The organism is Streptococcus ruminicola (assembly GCF_011387195.1).
Taxonomy (GTDB): Bacteria; Bacillota; Bacilli; order Lactobacillales; family Streptococcaceae; genus Streptococcus; species Streptococcus ruminicola.
Map to the genome: position 1 here is coordinate 289,879 of NZ_CP046919.1, position 17,932 is coordinate 307,810.

The window sequence follows — 17,932 nt, forward strand, 5'->3', positions numbered from 1 at the left end:
AACATTATATCATCTTTCTGGGCTAAAAAAAAGTCAAAGTCTGAGAACTTAATCCCAGACCTTGACCTTGGTTAAACATATCAGCCAGAATTACGTAATCCTGTGGCAATACCGTTAATTGTAGTATGAATGAGTTTTTCGTAATCTTCGTCCAACTCATCATGGCGCAAACGTTTAATTAATTCAATTTGAATGTAGTTCAAAACGTTGAAGTATGGAATACGGTAATCCAAACTTGCGCGAAGTGATGGATTTTCTTCCAACAAGTCATCGTGTTTTTCAATTGCCAAGATAACATCTTTTGTTAATTGCCATTCGTCAAGAATAACATTGAAGACATTACGAACTTCTTCACTTTCTGCCAATTTAGAATATTGGAAAGCAATATTCATATTTGATTTAGACAATACCATGTCAACATTTGAAAGAAGTGAATGGAAGAATGGCCATTTTTCATACATGTGTTGAAGTTTTTCAAGGTTACCTTCTTCAGCATCGATGAAGTGTTTGAAGGCTGAACCAACACCGTACCAACCTGGGAACATGATACGACTTTGTGACCATGAGAATACCCAAGGAATTGCACGAAGACCAGAGATTTCTGTGATTGTCTTACGAGCAGCTGGACGTGAACCAATGTTCAAGCTTGATACTTCTTTAATTGGAGTAGCTTCGAAGAAGTAATCGTAGAAATGTGGATTGCCAAATACCAAATCACGGTAAACGCCATTTGAATATGTCACAATGCCATCCATTGTTTCACGGAAAGTATCGATTTCATCTGGATTTGTAATCATACGAGTAACGATACGGTCAACTGTCGCTGAAAGCAACATTTCAAGGTTGTAGTAAGCAACGTCTTTATTGCCGTATTTGTTTTCGATGATTTCACCTTGTTCTGTCAAACGAATGCGGTCTTTAATAGAACCAAATGGTTGTGATGTGATTGCTTCATATGATGGACCACCACCACGACCGACAGTACCACCACGACCATGGATAAATGTCACTTTAATACCACGTTCTGAACCGATGCGAGTCAATTCATTTTGAGCTTTGTAAAGTGTCCATACAGATGATAAGTAACCACCATCTTTGTTACTATCTGAGTAACCAAGCATGATTTCTTGGTAACCTTTATTAGCAGTAACCCAACGACGAACGATATCATAATCAAGGAATTCTTCCATGATACCACGTGAGTTTTCAAGGTCTTCGATAGTTTCAAAAAGTGGTACGATTTGAACACGCGCTTTTTGGTTATCAAGAAGTCCAACTTCTTTAAGCATGATAGCCAATTCAAACATATCAGAAACACTTTCAGTGTGTGAAATAATGTGTTGTTTGATAACTTCATCACCTAATTTATCTTTAAGGTAACGAGCTGTTTGGAAGATAGCCAATTCTTTTTGAAGTTGTTCTGATTTTTCAGCATTTGTTGATGACAATGTACGTGGGTCTTCTTGCAATTCTTTAAGAAGGACTTTAACTTTTTCTTCTTCAGAAAGAGCGCTGTAGTCGTCAACGATATTTGCTGATTTCAACAATTCTGCGACACAAGCTTCATTGACGCTTGAATCTTGACGCATATCGATTGTTGCAAGGTAGAAGCCAAAGACATCAACAGCTTGAAGCAACTCGCTAAAGTCACCTGTCAAGAGAGCATCATCTCCATTATCAAGCAATGATTGTTTGATAATAAGCAAGTCGTCTTTAAATTCTTTAGCTGTTTTATAACTTGGAATTTCATCTTGAAGTTCTGATGAAACTTTATTAACTTTGTTTTGCAAATATTTAGCAATAACACTTGCGTTGTTAGTGCTTGCGTAAACGTCTGAACCAAGTTTACTATTTTCAAGTGCACGACGTGAAATAGTTGGACCAGCTTTCAATTCAATCAATGTTTGAATCAATTTTGATTGGATGTAGTTGAAAGCTTTACGGTATGGTTCGTTTTCTCGATAAATTGATTTATCGCTTGATAATTCTGCCAAACGTTCAACTTCAGGGCTGATTTTAGTCAACGTTGTTGAAAGTGAGAATGTGCGGTAAAGACCTGTCAATTTTTCAATGTAGTAATTGATGATAACTTCACTTTGAACGGTAGCTGACAAACGAAGAGTTTCAGCAGTTACGTATGGGTTACCATCACGGTCACCACCAATCCACATACCCATTGTGATAGGTTTTGGATTTGTTAGGTCGATACCTTTTTCAGCAGCCAAACGTTTGTACTCTGACGTCAACTTAGTAATCGCTTGAATTAAGGATCCATTGTAATATTCCATTACATTGGTAATTTCATTTTTTACCTTAAGTTTTTTCTCACGAATGATGTCCGTTTGCATGATGATTTCAATGTAACGGCGTAAGTCAGTGTACCATTTATCGCGATTAACTACTCCTGCTTTCACATCACGATATTTACGCAAAAGGTCGTGAATATGGTTTGTTAATTCAAGAACCGTTTTACGTTGAACTTGTGTTGGGTGAGCAGTCAAGACAGGTACAACATTTACGTTTTCAAGGATTTCTTTAGAGTTTTCGCTTTCTGAAACCATGTCAACAGTCATAGAGAGTTTGCCAAGATAATCCTGATTTGTATTATTTTGGTAGTTGATTTCATAAGCAAAGTCAACGTCTTCAGAAATGTTGATTAACAGTGGCAAAATTGAAAAATAACGAGACACAACAACCATCTCTTCGTTGGTTAACTGAGCTACTAGTTCTTCAAGTTTGCCGTATTCATCACTTGCTGACAATTCAACAATGTTTTGAATTTTAGCGAATACCTCATCACCAACCATTTGATGGGTTGTTTCATCGAGTAAGCTTTTAAGTACTTTGACTTCCTCGGTAATGATCGACTGGGTATCATTGTTCTCCAGTTTTTGGATTGTCACACTCTTCACTCCTTTTTTGTTCGGATTTTAATCCTTTATTACAAGCGTACTACTTAATCATACCACTTTTTACGGAAAATGTAACCCAATTTCTATAAATTGCACATTATTTTATATAATTTTCTGACTTTTTTAAAGAAACTTGTTAGCAAGAATTCCTGACAAAGCTTGTTAGATAAGCAATGTCACCGCTTTACCAAAAAACAAGCTTGGCTTAAAAAATTTTTTTAGAAAAATAGTGGCTCTCTTTTCAGTTAACCACTTTTTTCTGATATACTGTTCCATAATAATGTTATAAGAAGAGGTACAACCATGGAATTAAAACACCGTTCTGAATTTCCTGAAAATGAACTGTGGGATTTAAGCGCTCTTTACCAAGACCGCGAAGATTTTCTACGTCATATCGAAAAGACACTAGAAGATATTAATCTTTTCACGAAAAACTACCAAGATAAACTTTCAACTGTCGATGACTTTACTCGTGCTCTTTATGAAATCGAGCAAATCTACATCGAGATGAGTCACATTGACAATTACGCTTTTATGCCACAAACGACAGATTTTAGCAACGAAGAATTTGCGCAAATTGCCAAAGCTGGAGCTGATTTCTTTACCAAAGCTAATGTAGAACTCAGCTTCTTTGACACTGCTCTTGCTACTGCTGATTCTGATATTCTTGATGCTCTTGAAGCAAACCCACATTTTAGCGCAGCCATTCGTCAAGCCAAAATTAAGAAAAGTCACTTTATCTCACCAGAAGTTGAAAAAACATTGACTAATCTTGGAGAAGTTTTCGGGGCACCGCAAGATATTTACACTAAGATGCGTGCAGGTGACTTTGAAATGGACGATTTTGAAGTTGACGGCAAAATCTATAAAAACTCTTTTGTCACTTATGAAAACTTCTATCAAAACCACGAAAATGCTGACGTTCGTGAAAAAGCTTTTCGTTCTTTCTCAGCAGGACTTCGCAAACACCAAAATGCCGCTGCTAGCGCTTATCTTGCCCAAGTCAAATCTGAAAAACTCATCGCCGATATGCGTGGCTATGACTCAGTCTTTGATTATCTTTTAGCTGAACAAGAAGTTGACCGTGCCATGTTCGACCGACAAATCGACCTTATCATGACTGAATTTGCTCCAGTAGCTCAAAAATATCTCAAACACGTTGCCAAAGTCAATGGTCTTGATAAAATGACATTTGCTGACTGGAAACTTGACTTGGACGCTGAACTTAATCCTGAAGTTACTATTGATGACGCTTATGATTTAGTCATGAAATCTGTGGCACCTCTTGGTCAAGAATATGCAAACGAAGTCTCTCGTTTTAGAAAAGAACGCTGGGTCGATTTTGCTGCTAATGCTAACAAAGATTCTGGTGGCTATGCTGCTGACCCTTACAAAGTTCACCCCTATATCCTCATGAGTTGGACAGGTCGTATGTCTGACGTTTACACACTTATTCATGAAATCGGGCACTCTGGTCAATTTATCTTCTCAGACAATAACCAAAGCTACTTCAACACTCACATGTCAACTTATTATGTTGAAGCCCCATCAACTTTCAATGAACTGCTTTTAAGCGATTATCTTGAAAAACAATTTGACAACCCTCGTCAAAAACGCTTTGCACTAGCGCATCGTTTGACAGATACTTACTTCCACAACTTCATCACACACTTATTGGAAGCTGCTTTCCAACGTCGTGTTTATAACTTGATTGAAGAAGGGAAAACATTTGGTGCTGAACAGCTTAACAACATTATGAAAGATGTCCTAAGTCAATTCTGGGGTGATGCGGTTGAAATCGATGACGATGCTGCTCTTACTTGGATGCGTCAAAGTCATTACTACATGGGACTTTACAGCTACACTTACTCAGCTGGTATGGTGATTTCAACTACTGGTTACCTTAACCTGAAAAACAATCCAAATGGTGACAAAGATTGGCTTAATTTCTTAAAATCTGGTGGCTCACGCACACCACTTGACACCGCAAAATTAATCGGTGCTGATATCTCAACAGCTCAACCACTGCGCGACACTATCCAATTCTTAAGTGATACTGTCGACCAAATCATCACTTACACAGAGGAGCTCAACCATGACTAATCTCTACGACTTCACCGTCAAAGCTCAAGACGGCACTGATATTTCTCTTTCAAAATACCAAGGCAAGGTTCTTTTAGTAGTTAATACAGCAACTGGATGTGGCTTAACTCCACAATACGAAGGCTTGCAAAAACTCTACGATACTTACCATGACAAAGGCTTTGAAATTTTAGATTTTCCTTGTAACCAGTTTATGAATCAAGCGCCGGGAACTGCTGATGAAATCAACTCTTTCTGCACGCTAAATTATCAGACTACGTTCCCACGTTTTGCTAAAATCAAAGTCAATGGTAAAGAAGCCAATCCACTTTATGACTGGCTAAAAAGTCAGGCAAAAGGTCCTCTTGGCAAGCGTATTGAATGGAATTTTGCCAAATTCCTCATTGACCAAAATGGAAATGTCGTCAAACGCTTTTCTGCAAAAACAGAACCTGAAACAATTGTTACAGAACTAGAAAGCCTTTTCAAATAACATACCCCAGAAAAGCTTATTGCAAAGGCTTTACTGGCGTTACTGACTTTCGTGATGTCCATAGATAGTTTGTTAAAAAATATGACAAATTGGTTACAAAATGATCATTGTTTTGATTTTTGATTCTTTTTACGCTAAAATATGACTAATGAGAAGACGATTAAAACCAATTGTTGTTGTAGTTTTCTTTGCCCTGTTTGGGCTGCTTCTCGTGATTGGTAAAGCTCACTCTGACGGCTTACGAAAGCAACAACTGGCTTCGGCTAAGGCTTCTATCCCAACTATGAGTAGCTCAAGCACGACCCCTACTACATCAACTTCAGAAACTGATGAAGAATTCGTTCTTAATCCGATTATCGATGTTTCAGGTTGGCAACTACCAAATGAAATTGATTATGACACTTTATCTCAAAATATTTCTGGTGCTATCGTACGTGTCTATGGAGGGTCACAAATCAGTAAAGATAGCAACGCTGCCTATACAACTGGTATCGATAAATCGTTTAAGACACATATTAAAGAATTTCAAAAACGAAATGTTCCTGTAGCCGTCTACAGTTACGCCCTCGGAAAAAGCGTTAAGGAAATGAAAAATGAAGCAAGGACCTTCTACGAAAATGCTTCACCTTACAAACCTACTTTCTACTGGATTGACGTTGAGGAAGCGACTATGTCAGACATGAATAAGGGTGTACAGGCATTCTTAAGCGAATTAAAACGACTTGGAGCTGAAAAAGTTGGTATCTACATTGGTACTTACTTCATGACTGAGCAAGAAATCTCTGTTGACGGTTTTGATGCCGTATGGATTCCTGCTTATGGTTCTGACTCTGGTTACTATGATGCCGCTCCACAAACAGACTTGGATTACGATCTTCATCAATATACATCACAAGGTTATCTCGGCGGATTTGATTCTGCTCTTGATTTGAACCAAATCGCCGTTACCAAAGATCGAAAAGAAACGTACGAAAAGCTTTTCGGAAAAGCTGATAACAAATAAAGGACTAGCATTTTGATTTTGCTAGTCTTTTTATTTTTCTTTAAGCCAATCAAATTATAATTTAAGCATGACAATAAAGAAACATCTCTCTCGGAGGAAACGACATCAAAAATCAGTTTACCTAAACATTTCTGTCTTAGTCATTTCCTTTGCTGCACTTATAATCATTTTTTCTAAACTATTCTTTTCGGGAATTATTACACACGCGCTTGATCAAGACTTGGATTTGTCATCAGCTAGCAACTACACTACGTCTCAAACAGCCACTGTCTCAAGCACTAAAGCTAATATTTACACAAAGAATGGCTCAAGCACCAGTCTTCCAAAAGACACCGAGTTATCTATCGATGCTTATTATTACAAAGCTAAAATCAATGAAAAAGAAGTTACCCTTGCAGAATTTGACATGAATGGTGAAACTTACTATATCGACACCAAAAATATTTCACTACAGCAAACAAACGCCATCAACCAATATATTGCTGGGACACTTACCTATTCACACAGCAAGATTACAGATAGTATTGAAAAGAACTTTGAACAAAGCGCTTATAAAACCTCTGATGGTAAACCTCGTGGAATCATTATTCACGATACTGGCGTTGATGATTCAACTATCCAAAGTGAAGTGAACTATATGGTTCAAAATTATGATGAAGAAGGCATTTTTGTCCATTCTTTCATCGACGATGCAACCATTCTTCGTATTGCTGATGAAAATTACGAAGCTCAAGGCGCTGGCGCCAAAGCCAATCCTTACTACATTCAATTTGAATTAACACATGAAACCTCACAAGATGGCTTTGCAAAGCAATTAGCAAACGCTGCTTATTACACGGCATACATGCTTAAAAAATATGACCTTCCCGTGACACTTGGTCAAGAAAATGGTAACGGTACTATTTGGACACACGAAATGGTTAGCAACTACCTTGGCGGAACTGACCATGTTGACCCAACAGATTATTGGTCAGAAAGTGCTAATGACTACTTTGATTGTGACTATGACGTTGAAGATTTTGTCGAACTGGTCCAAGCATATTACAACACACTATAAAGGTGCAAACTTGTACCTTTTTTTATTTTTAGTACAATAGTAGGTGAATAGAATGAAATAGAAAGATTGAGAGGGAAAATGGCAAAAAAAGCAAAACTTAAAAAGACTTTGGTCGACCAAATTTTAGATAAAGCCAAAATTGAACACGATAGCTTAGCCATCAACGCATTGAAAGACGAGCTACCTGAAGGCATTGAAAAATCAGATATTTTCAAAACCCTAGCATTGACTGGTGACAAAACTGGTCCACTTATCGGAATCGTTCAAATTACTGAGCACCTTTCTGAGAAAAAACTTGCTAAAGTTTCTGGCAATAAAAAAGTCAGCATGATTCCACAAAAGAATCTTCAAAAAACAACAGGTTACATTCACGGGGCAAATAATCCTGTCGGCATTCGCCAAAAACACAATTTCCCAATCTTTATTGATAATCGCGCTCTAGAAATGGGAACAATGATTGTCTCTGCCGGTGAAGTTGGACGCTCAATCCGCATCGATAGCCAAACCTTGGCAGATTTTGTCGGTGCAAGTTTTGCTGATTTACGCGATGACTCACACCAATAATGCTTTAGATTAGAAGGTACAAGAATGAAATTTTATTTTGTACGCCATGGTAAAACACAATGGAATCTCGAAGGGCGTTTTCAAGGAGCAAATGGCGACTCCCCACTATTAGAAGAATCTGTTCGAGACCTTGAAAAATTAGGAGACTACCTCAAAGATATCAAATTCGACGCTGTCTTTTCCAGCGATTTAAAACGTGCCAGTGATACTTGTAAAATCATCATGTCACGTAGCAATTATCCAAAAGCGATCAGTTTTCAACCAGCGCTGCGCGAATGGCATCTTGGTAGACTTGAAGGTAGCAAAATCTCAACAATGACTGACATTTATCCAACACAAATGGATGCCTTCCGTCACAATTTGGCGAAATTTGATAACGATATTTTCAACGCTGAATCACTTTATCAAACCACAAAACGCGTTGAGGGCTTTATCCGTTCAATGAAAGACCAACCTTACCAACATGTTCTTCTTGTTGGACATGGCGCAAATTTCACAGCTTCAATCAGAAGTTTGCTTGGTTATGAGCCTGCGGTTCTACGCTCTAATGGTGGCTTGGACAATGGCAGTGTTACCGTCATTGAAACCTTTGACTTCGACCAATACTCTTGTATCAAATGGAATGATACTTACTACAAAGAAAAATAATTTAAGTACAAAAAAGCTCTCCATAAGGAGAGCTTTTCTTTGATTATTTACTGTGTCTTGCGTATTTCATACGAAGAATTTTTTCTTGTTGTTTGTCCAAACGAAGTAGGATAACAACTTTATCGATACTCATGTTACTTTCTAGCAAACGTTCTGCTGCCATCATCAAACCGTTGTTAATTCCCATTTCAAGGATTGGGTTTTTCTTGTCATTGACGTCAAAGATGAACTTGTTATCTGGAAGGTCAAAGAGAACTTTAACAGCACCAAATAATTGTTCAAAGTTATCAATAGCAACGTCATAAACCGGTTTGATACCAGGTTTTAAGCTACGTCCACGGTGGTTAAACCACATTGAATGCCAGCCACCATTGAAGGCACCAACAACGTCGTTGTCGTAAGAATCACCAACGTAAAGTGTTGTTGCAGGATTCATGTCAAATTGCTCTGCAGCAAGGTTGAAGATTTCTTTTTCAGGTTTTTGGAAACCAGTCGCTTGGCTGACAAGGACACGTTTAGGGTCAACGTAGTCGTAAAGACCTAGTTTTTTAACTTTTTTCAATTGGTGTTCTGTTGGACCATTTGTGATGATTCCCATTGGAACACCTTTTTCTTTAAGAAAATCAAGCGTCATGCGCATTTCATCAAGCATTGTGATGTTTTCCAATTCTTCTTCGTAGATTTCTTGGAAGTGCACACCAGTAGCTTCATCAATTTCGCGATAACCAAATTCAAGCAAAGTTTCTTTACAACGCCAGAAGCGGAAATATTCAGTTGTCCATTCACCAGCCATAACACGCGGGAAACCAACGTCTGAATAATGGCGGAAACGAATGTAAGCTTGATTGATTTTACTCATATCAAAGTCAGGGAAACATTTCTCAACGGCAATGCGATAAGGCGCCTGTTGGTCATAAATCGTATCGTCAACATCAAAAACAATTGAAGTAATCATGAATCTCTTTTCTCTCTAAGTTATTTTTACCGTCACATATTATACTATTTTTTGGCTTTCTTTTCAATTAAAGTCATTTCTGCAACTAGAAAACACTTTCTTCCTCAAAGCCTCCTCACACAAGCAAAAATAAAGTGAATTCTAGCGTTATTTATGTTACAATAGGAAAGAATATATATTGGAGGAAAACATGTCAAACGAACACATCGAAGAATTAAACGACCAACAAATCGTGCGTCGTGAAAAAATGGCCGCTTTGGCTGAACAAGGCATTGATCCTTTCGGAACTCGCTTTGAACGCACAGCTACTTCTGGTCAATTAAAAGAAAAATACTCTGACAAAACCAAAGAAGAATTGCATGAAATTAACGAAACAGCTACTATCGCTGGTCGTCTTATGACTAAGCGTGGTAAAGGTAAAGTTGGTTTTGCTCACATCCAAGACCGCGACGGTCAAATCCAAATCTACGTCCGTAAAGATGCTGTTGGTGACGAAAACTACCAAATTTTCAAAAAAGCTGACCTCGGTGACTTCCTCGGTATCGAAGGTGAAGTTATGCGTACAGACATGGGTGAATTGACAATCAAAGCAACTCACATCACTCACTTGTCTAAAGCACTTCGTCCACTTCCAGAAAAATTCCACGGACTTACTGACGTTGAAACAATCTACCGTAAACGTTACCTTGATTTGATTTCAAACCGTGAAAGCTTCGACCGCTTTGTAACACGTTCAAAAATCATCTCAGAAATCCGTCGTTACCTTGATGGACTTGGCTTCTTAGAAGTTGAAACTCCAGTTCTTCACAACGAAGCTGGTGGTGCTGCTGCCCGTCCATTCGTTACTCACCACAATGCGCAAGATATGGACATGGTTCTTCGTATCGCTTTGGAACTTCACTTGAAACGTCTTATCGTTGGTGGTATGGAAAAAGTTTACGAAATCGGACGTGTCTTCCGTAACGAAGGTATGGATGCAACTCACAACCCTGAGTTCACTATGATCGAGCTTTACCAAGCATACGCTGACTTCAAAGATATCATGGATATCACAGAAGGTATCATCCAAAACGCTTCAGCTGCTGTTAACGGTAACGGACCTATCACTTACCAAGGTACTGAAATTGCTATCGACAAACCATTCAAACGTATCCACATGGTTGACGCTATCAAAGAAGTTACTGGTGTAGACTTCTGGAAAGAAATGACTCTTGAAGAAGCTCAAGAACTTGCTAAAGAGAAAAATGTTCCAGTTGAAAAACACTTCACTTCAGTTGGTCACATTATCAATGCCTTCTTCGAAGAATTCGTTGAAGAAACATTGACTCAACCAACATTCGTATACGGACACCCAGTTGAAGTTTCTCCTCTTGCTAAGAAAAATGCAGAAGACCCACGCTTCACTGACCGTTTCGAACTCTTCATCATGACTAAAGAATACGGTAACGCTTATTCAGAGCTTAACGACCCAATCGACCAATTGGCCCGTTTCGAAGCACAAGCTAAAGCCAAAGAACTTGGTGATGACGAAGCAACAGGTGTTGACTACGACTACGTCGAAGCCCTTGAATACGGTATGCCACCAACAGGTGGACTTGGTATCGGTATCGACCGTCTTGTCATGCTCCTTACAGATACAACAACAATCCGCGACGCTTTGTTGTTCCCTACAATGAAATAATTTAGCGGAAAGAATATAGAATAAAAACCACTAGCTAAGCTAGTGGTTTTCCTATACTCAAATTTTCTCCATCACTTTTTTTCTTTTGTATCAGTGAAGTAAGCGAGTGGGCTTGTGATTAGGACAATCAAAGAACCGATGATAAAGACTTGGTTGAAAGCTTGGCCTCCCCCCAATCGTTAGATTTTTTGTCTAACTTTTGGGGGTCAGTACATAATTCAAGGAAAGGTTTTAAATATTATGGATTATAACTACTTTAGATGAGATTCTTTTTAGTTTAGTTACTTATTAGACGACCTCCAGTATAATTGGTAATGCCTTTCTGCTCCATTCGACTTGAAACACTCTTTTAATAAACCAACTATCTGTTCTTTATTTTTTCCATTTAAATCTGCCTCTAAATCATCAATTGAATGTGAATTTACATTAAATAGTTTTTGAGCCTCTCTGTTATCTTTGTAGAAATCATCTATCTTATTAAATTTAGTAAATGTCTCAATAATTCTTCTTATGGAGTTTAACATTAAGTTAGGCCTATCATACTCATAAAGAAATCTTAACTCTTTCCACAATAATTCATAGCTTGTTGAAAAATCTTGTCCTTCTGAATCAAGAATTTTAAATTTGGTTTTAAAATCAGTTTTCTGAAGACGAATAAATTTGTCACCTGATTTATGAGCACCATTGCGATCCTTACCATCCTTATATAAACGATTATATTTAACATTTATGTAGAAATGAACATTATGTGTCATAATAATTAGAATATCATTCCTCTTATTCTTATCTATTTGCTTCATCAATTCTTGAATTTCAGTTACAATAATATACTGCATCATATCATCGTTTGAATCCATAGGATCATCAAAAATAATAATTTTATCCAATTGAGAATCAGTCTGTTCATTTAACTTTTCAATGAAGTAGAGAAAACCTATGATATTTTTCTCACCTTTAGACAGAGAATTAACATCTCTATACTCGTCATTCTGTGAAAAAACATCTTTAATTCTATAATATCCTTGGTGATTTCCCTGTTTAGCTTCAACATGTTCTAGTTGAAAAGGTACATATAACTTTAATTTTTTATTTATATTATTAGCTAACTTTTTCTCAGATCTTGTTTTTTCCATCTCAATTAAAATTTTTGAATGGATTTCTGAAATCTGCTTTTCTACTTTCTCAATTTCATTTTCAGATTCACTTAATTTTTTAATAAGCTGTGATTCTTCATTTTTTAATAGCGATAACTGTTTTAATTGACTATTCAAATCAGATTTAGAAACATAGGTATGAATTAGGTCAAATCGCAACAAATCTCTAGAAAAATTTTTTAACCAAGGTAAATTTTCCGAGTTGTTACATTCGACAATATTATTATATTTTAGAATTATATCTTCACTGGATTTAGGTAAAATTGCTGTCGAAATAAGAGTGGAAGCTGAAAAGAGTTGAGCAAATTTAGAAACTAACGCATTTTCAAGAGTCGTTAAAAACCGATCCTGTTCATTGATAATAGTTTCTAACTCATCTTTATAGTTTCTTATATCATCATGAAACTGTAGGTAGAAATCATCTTCCTTTATCGTAATAGATTTAATTTCTGACCTTATTTGCTTAATTTCTCTAATTTTATTTTCTAAACTTGTTTCAAATTTCTTAATCTTAGAAACAGAAAAAAACGTCTCTAATTCATCAAAAACCTTATCCGGTATTGGATTACCACAAAAAGAACAAATCTCTCCTCTCTCATGAATTTCTATACCTGTTTGAGCAAATTTTTTCTTATCATCTGAATCTAATCTTATAACACATTGCTCTTCTTCAACTTTACTCTCTAAAAGAGAATTTGTAGTTTCTAGTATTTCTACAAAATTATTTTTTCTTATACTAATTTTCTTAGCAATTTTTTCATCTGTTTTTAAATACTTTCTACAATCGTTCTTCTCATTCTCCGACAAATGAAAGGCGTACTTCAATTCTTTTTCAAAGTTTGGAGACTGATAAGAAGGAACAGCGATATGAAGGGGATTATTTTTTATTTTCTTTGCAGACTCACTATAAAAACTTTTAATTTTTCTTGATTGACGAGAAATCTCCGTATTCTTAGAAATTATTTTATCTTTCCAATCCTGTTTTTCCGCTTCAAAATTTAATTTTGAATCTTCAAGTTCAACAATTTCTTTTTCGTACGCCTCAATTTTCTTTTGAGCAGCTACATTCTCTTCACCTAATACAACCGAATTAAGTTTTCCATTCGCAATCACACTCTTGATTCCTTGATAAATCCTTACGTCTTTATCAACTATTTGTTCATTAATCAATTTAGTAATAGTACTTTTTCCAGTCCCATTTTTACCAAAAATAAAATTGATAGGCTTATCTAACTCAAGATAATTATCAATAAATATTTGTTCATCTGATAAATCAATTCTCATAGCATCTCCAATAATAATTAATTTGAAATCAGTCGTCATTATACATTAAAGAAGTCTCATGTTTTATCCATATATGATTATATGATTCGATATCAGCATCTTATCTAATCTAATAACAAAAAATTAACAGTACTAAAATATAAACTCCTCCATAATGACATCTGTTAACTATTCTAATACTTCTAATCATCTTTTTCAATACTCTAATTATCTAAAAATTAGATTTTTTTCATTAAAAACCACCTACTTTTTTAGCAGGTGGTTTTGTTATACTCAAATTTTCTCCATCACTCTTTTTTATCGGTGAAGTAAGCAAGTGGGCTTGTGATTAGGACAATCAAAGAACCGATGATGAAGACTTGGTTAAAGGCTCGGCTAAGATTTTTGTTTTTAGAGTCTTTAATCTTTTGGAAGGTATCAGTTAGTTCTTCTTTTTGGGCTAGAAGTTGAATACCTTGTCCTAGTTGTGTTTGTCCTTGGCTTAACGGCAATAGTGCTGAGCTAAGTTGCTCTGGGAGATTTGCCACAACTTTTTCTGTGCCTGCAGCTAACTGACTGTTAGCATCATAGAGTTTTCGATAATCACTACCTTTTTTAGGAAGTGGGAGGTTGTCAGTTTTTTTAGCTGCAGCTTTTACCTTCGTAAACATTTGGCTTTGTTGTTTAGAAGAGTCAGTTGTCTTGCTTGTAGAGTCAAAGATTTCTTTGATTTCCATTTTAGCAACAGATTTCACAGAATCAGATAAAACATGTTTATCAATTTGGACATAGGCATCGTGTCTGATATTGTCTTTTGCGGTGCTAATATTGCCATTTAAAATGGTTACAAGTAAAGCCATACTAACTGCTTGACCGATGTAGCGAGCAGCATTGATAATCCCTGAACCAATTCCTGCCTTAGTAACTGGAAGATATTTTACAGACGCTGTCATGGACATTGCCATAAATCCTAATCCAAGACCAATAATAACGTTACAACAAATAATGATAGTTTCTGAAGTATCAAACTGAACTAGATTCAACATGAAAAGCCAGCTGCTGCGATAAACATACCGATGATAATGAGAAATCTCGCAGAAATCTTTTGATACATTTTTGTTGCCAGAGGCATTCCGACAGCAATCGCTAGAGACGTTGGCACAATGAGATAGGCAGAATGTAAAGCTGTAAACCCACGAACATTTTGAAGAAAATAATTCAAAATCAATGAGGGAACAATGATTGCAAATCCAAAAATCAAATAAATGATACTTGATGCTGTGAACGTTTTTTCTTTAAACAACGATAGCTCAATAATCGGAGATTTTACTTTGCCTTCGACAAAAATTAGCAAAACTAAGCCGACCAAACTAATGGCAAAGCTTGATAGAATAATGGCTGAACTCCAACCATATTCTTTACCTTCTAAGAGACCAAATGTCAAACCTCCTAAAGCAAAGGTCAAAAACAGCATACCAAGCCAGTCAATCTCTTTAGCAATACTCAAGTCATATGTTTCTTCATTTCCAAAAAGAATGAGCACAAAGGAAATAATAGCAATCGGAATATTAATCCCAAAAATCCAGTTATAACTTGCCCAGTGAATGATAAAGCCACCGATAACTGGACCACTTGCGGCTGCTAGAGCACTAAAAGCCCCTATAACCGCTGAAACTTTGCTGGTATTTGATTTTCCAAAAAGTGCAATCCCCATTGGTAAAACAAGCGGCGTTAGAATAGCTCCGCCAATTCCTTGGAAAAAGCGATAGCAGATTAATAATCCTAGTGAACTTGCTGTCATGCAAGCAAAAGAGAAAATCCCAAACAATGCAACACCAATCAGCATGACCAACCTGCGACCATACAAGTCAGCTAATTTTGAAGCCGTGATAATAAAAACAGCCATCGCTAAAACATAGATTGTTGCCACCCAGCTTGTATCCGTCAGACTAGAATTGAGATGCTTCATAATATCTGGTAAAGCGATATTAACGATAGTAGCATCTAAAGCTCCCATAAACATGGCTAAAACTAAACCAATAAACCCAAATAGTTTCCTTGTCTTTGACATATTCCTATCCTTTCTTCATAAAACCTCGTGAAGTATTGACATGGTCAGTCAACGCTTTAATATTTTACAAAAAAATAATACAATATTAGCAAGCAAAATAACATAACAAATTTTAATAATGTGTCTAATTAATAAAAAATGACTAATATTCGAAAAACTAACAGTGTTGAAAAACTAAAAAACGCCCTTATTGAATTACTTCTTGAAAAAGATTATTCAGAAATCAGTGTTTCTGATATTACCAAAAAAGCTGGCGTTAGCCGAGGAACCTTTTATCAGCATTTTCTTGATAAAGACGATCTTGCTACTACAATCGGTGAAAAGACATCTCAAAAATTCCGAAATATTTTATCCAAAGGAAACCTTGATAAACCAGAGAAAATTCTTGAAAGTCTCGAATGCATCAAATCAGATGCCAAACATTTCAAGGCAATTTATCAAGCACCGCATGTGCAGTTTTCTAAAACGGTTCGCGTATTGCTAGAGGAATTGATTACTAGCAACGTTAATCTCAAAAATCGAATCAAGCAAAAAACTAAGATTTCTGATGATTTGGTTATTCAAGCCTTCTGCGCTTCTTTTGAGCGAATCATTTCTGCATGGATTGAAAGTGATTTTCAAAAAAGCCCAAAAGAAATCAGCGAAATCATCATCAAAACAGAAAAATTGTTTTTATAAAAGGTCATTTTATGTGGCTTTTTCTCTATCTTACCATTTAAATAGCATTAATCATACTATTAACATTTGAATTGTTTCAATATTTTTTATATTGACAAAATATTGAGATCAGCTATAATTATAGCTGCGAAAGGACGATTTATGATATTAAAAAAATATAAAGACTTTAGTCATGTTTTTCTGGGACGGCTAATTAGCAATTGTGGTGATTCAATTTACACTATTGTTCTATCATGGTATGTCTTAGAAATGACAAATAGTGCTTGGTATGTTGGGTTATTGAATTTTTTAATTTTTATTCCCAATACCTTTTCTTTTGTTTTTGGAAAGAAGATTGACTCTCACCCTAAAAAATTTCTATTAGTACTATTAGAGTGGGCACAACTATTAGCAGTACTAGGTATCATTATGGGAATGTGCCTAAAAGGCATAAATGCTAATCTTAGTTTAGCCATTATTTTTACTTGTGTTTTCATCGCCTCAACTGTCGGGCTAAATACTTACACTGTTCAAGATGCGCTGGTTCCAAAGATTGTCGCTTCAAAAGATTTAGCAAAAGCAGAGATGTATATGTCTATAGCTTACAACGGAACAGAATACGTCTTCACTGCCATTAGTGGATTCTTACTTTCTGTTATCAGTTATATTCCTTTACTTTTTATTGATGTCTTTACTTTCTTGGGATCAATCATTTTGTTTAGAAAGATAAGATTTAAAGAAAAAATTGAAAAAAGTATTGAAGAAACAGACTTCCTTAGCGGACTTCGCTTTATTTTGAAAAATAAAGTCGTATTTTCAATTACACTTGGAGTGGCTATTCTTAACTTTCTCTTTGGTGGATTCAACGTTTATCAACTCCTAATTGCTAAAGAAGTTGGTAACTCTGCCTTTTACGGTCTTTTAGTATCTGCTTGTGCTGTGGGAACTTTGCTCGGAACAACCTTTGTGGCAAATTTTTTACTACAAAAACTAAGTTACGGTAAAGCTTTTTGGCTAGCAACTGTTATTTTTGGAATCGGAATTGGATCCACTGCATTGGCACAAAATCGTTTCGTCATCTTGCTAATTTGGTTTATGTCATGCCTATTTTTAGGAGTAACACATGTTGCTCAAAAGCCAATTTTACAAACTGAAATTCCAAATGAGCACCTTGGAAAAGTATTTAGTGCTTTTTATACAATAACTATTCCAACACTTGCCATTGGTTCTCTGTTCTTTGGATTTATTGCTGTTTTCTTATCATGGCGCATTTTTGTTGTGCTATTTGCAGGAGTTTTGCTTTTAGTCGCTTTACTTTATTATTCAAACAATAAGTTAAGAAATTATAGCATTTGAAACGTTACTAATCTTTATAACATAAAAAGAGCTTGG

At 36.1% G+C, this 17,932-nt stretch carries 12 protein-coding genes and 1 pseudogene; 9 read left to right on the forward strand and 4 right to left on the reverse strand.

The genetic code is table 11. The features are described from left to right. Positions 1-80: 80 nt before the first annotated feature. Positions 81-2,903 carry a phosphoenolpyruvate carboxylase gene (ppc, locus tag GPZ88_RS01570; RefSeq protein WP_166043135.1) on the reverse strand — a complete coding sequence of 941 codons (2,823 nt, stop codon included), beginning with the start codon at positions 2,901-2,903 and terminating at the stop codon, positions 81-83. Between the two features lie 312 nt (positions 2,904-3,215). Between ppc and pepF the strand changes: the two genes are divergently transcribed. The 6 genes from pepF (at position 3,216) to GPZ88_RS01600 (ending at position 8,759) form a co-directional block, all read left to right on the forward strand. Further along, positions 3,216-5,015, forward strand: coding sequence for an oligoendopeptidase F (pepF, locus tag GPZ88_RS01575; protein WP_166043137.1), 1,800 nt, complete (start codon positions 3,216-3,218; stop codon positions 5,013-5,015). Next, complete coding sequence (locus GPZ88_RS01580) at positions 5,008-5,487, forward strand: glutathione peroxidase (RefSeq protein WP_166043138.1); 480 nt, start codon at positions 5,008-5,010, stop codon at positions 5,485-5,487. The genes pepF and GPZ88_RS01580 overlap by 8 nt, the downstream gene beginning before the upstream one ends. Before the next feature lie 148 nt (positions 5,488-5,635). Continuing rightward, entirely contained in the window at positions 5,636-6,490 is an 855-nt protein-coding gene (locus GPZ88_RS01585; protein WP_074626420.1) for a glycoside hydrolase family 25 protein, read from the forward strand. A gap of 67 nt (positions 6,491-6,557) precedes the next feature. Next, positions 6,558-7,547, forward strand: coding sequence for a peptidoglycan recognition protein family protein (locus tag GPZ88_RS01590; protein WP_166043139.1), 990 nt, complete (start codon positions 6,558-6,560; stop codon positions 7,545-7,547). 78 nt (positions 7,548-7,625) lie between these two features. Next, positions 7,626-8,111: an aminoacyl-tRNA deacylase gene (locus tag GPZ88_RS01595; protein ID WP_157327066.1), complete on the forward strand. Its 486-nt coding sequence runs from the start codon at positions 7,626-7,628 to the stop codon at positions 8,109-8,111. A gap of 24 nt (positions 8,112-8,135) precedes the next feature. Next, positions 8,136-8,759, forward strand: a complete 624-nt coding sequence (locus GPZ88_RS01600) for a histidine phosphatase family protein (protein WP_158914259.1) — start codon at positions 8,136-8,138, stop codon at positions 8,757-8,759. A gap of 43 nt (positions 8,760-8,802) precedes the next feature. On the opposite strand, the gene GPZ88_RS01605 is transcribed toward GPZ88_RS01600, so the two are convergent. Next, positions 8,803-9,714 carry an HAD family hydrolase gene (locus GPZ88_RS01605; protein ID WP_074481457.1) on the reverse strand — a complete coding sequence of 304 codons (912 nt, stop codon included), beginning with the start codon at positions 9,712-9,714 and terminating at the stop codon, positions 8,803-8,805. 190 nt (positions 9,715-9,904) lie between these two features. On the opposite strand from GPZ88_RS01605, the gene lysS reads away from it, so the two are divergent. Next, complete coding sequence (lysS, locus tag GPZ88_RS01610; RefSeq protein WP_021142785.1) at positions 9,905-11,395, forward strand: lysine--tRNA ligase; 1,491 nt, start codon at positions 9,905-9,907, stop codon at positions 11,393-11,395. A gap of 281 nt (positions 11,396-11,676) precedes the next feature. Here the strand turns inward: lysS and GPZ88_RS01615 are convergent, their stop codons facing one another. Then, positions 11,677-13,833 carry an AAA family ATPase gene (locus GPZ88_RS01615; protein ID WP_166043141.1) on the reverse strand — a complete coding sequence of 719 codons (2,157 nt, stop codon included), beginning with the start codon at positions 13,831-13,833 and terminating at the stop codon, positions 11,677-11,679. Between the two features lie 287 nt (positions 13,834-14,120). Then, positions 14,121-15,883 (reverse strand): annotated as a pseudogene (locus tag GPZ88_RS01620) (MFS transporter). Positions 15,884-16,021: 138 nt separating this feature from the next. On the opposite strand from GPZ88_RS01620, the gene GPZ88_RS01625 reads away from it, so the two are divergent. Both GPZ88_RS01625 and GPZ88_RS01630 read left to right on the forward strand, forming a co-directional pair. Continuing rightward, positions 16,022-16,561 carry a TetR/AcrR family transcriptional regulator gene (locus tag GPZ88_RS01625; protein WP_166043143.1) on the forward strand — a complete coding sequence of 180 codons (540 nt, stop codon included), beginning with the start codon at positions 16,022-16,024 and terminating at the stop codon, positions 16,559-16,561. A gap of 141 nt (positions 16,562-16,702) precedes the next feature. Then, complete coding sequence (locus GPZ88_RS01630) at positions 16,703-17,896, forward strand: MFS transporter (RefSeq protein WP_166043144.1); 1,194 nt, start codon at positions 16,703-16,705, stop codon at positions 17,894-17,896. Positions 17,897-17,932 lie beyond the last annotated feature (36 nt).

What these genes read in the sequence shown, in the direction of transcription:
- pepF (WP_166043137.1), top strand. Translation starts at nt 3,216, where the DNA reads ATGGAATTAAAACACCGTTCTGAATTTCCTGAAAATGAACTGTGGGAT.
- GPZ88_RS01580 (WP_166043138.1), top strand. Translation starts at nt 5,008, where the DNA reads ATGACTAATCTCTACGACTTCACCGTCAAAGCTCAAGACGGCACTGAT.
- GPZ88_RS01585 (WP_074626420.1), top strand. Translation starts at nt 5,636, where the DNA reads ATGAGAAGACGATTAAAACCAATTGTTGTTGTAGTTTTCTTTGCCCTG.
- GPZ88_RS01590 (WP_166043139.1), top strand. Translation starts at nt 6,558, where the DNA reads ATGACAATAAAGAAACATCTCTCTCGGAGGAAACGACATCAAAAATCA.
- GPZ88_RS01595 (WP_157327066.1), top strand. Translation starts at nt 7,626, where the DNA reads ATGGCAAAAAAAGCAAAACTTAAAAAGACTTTGGTCGACCAAATTTTA.
- GPZ88_RS01600 (WP_158914259.1), top strand. Translation starts at nt 8,136, where the DNA reads ATGAAATTTTATTTTGTACGCCATGGTAAAACACAATGGAATCTCGAA.
- GPZ88_RS01605 (WP_074481457.1), bottom strand. Translation starts at nt 9,714, where the DNA reads ATGATTACTTCAATTGTTTTTGATGTTGACGATACGATTTATGACCAA.
- lysS (WP_021142785.1), top strand. Translation starts at nt 9,905, where the DNA reads ATGTCAAACGAACACATCGAAGAATTAAACGACCAACAAATCGTGCGT.
- GPZ88_RS01615 (WP_166043141.1), bottom strand. Translation starts at nt 13,833, where the DNA reads ATGAGAATTGATTTATCAGATGAACAAATATTTATTGATAATTATCTT.
- GPZ88_RS01625 (WP_166043143.1), top strand. Translation starts at nt 16,022, where the DNA reads ATGACTAATATTCGAAAAACTAACAGTGTTGAAAAACTAAAAAACGCC.
- GPZ88_RS01630 (WP_166043144.1), top strand. Translation starts at nt 16,703, where the DNA reads ATGATATTAAAAAAATATAAAGACTTTAGTCATGTTTTTCTGGGACGG.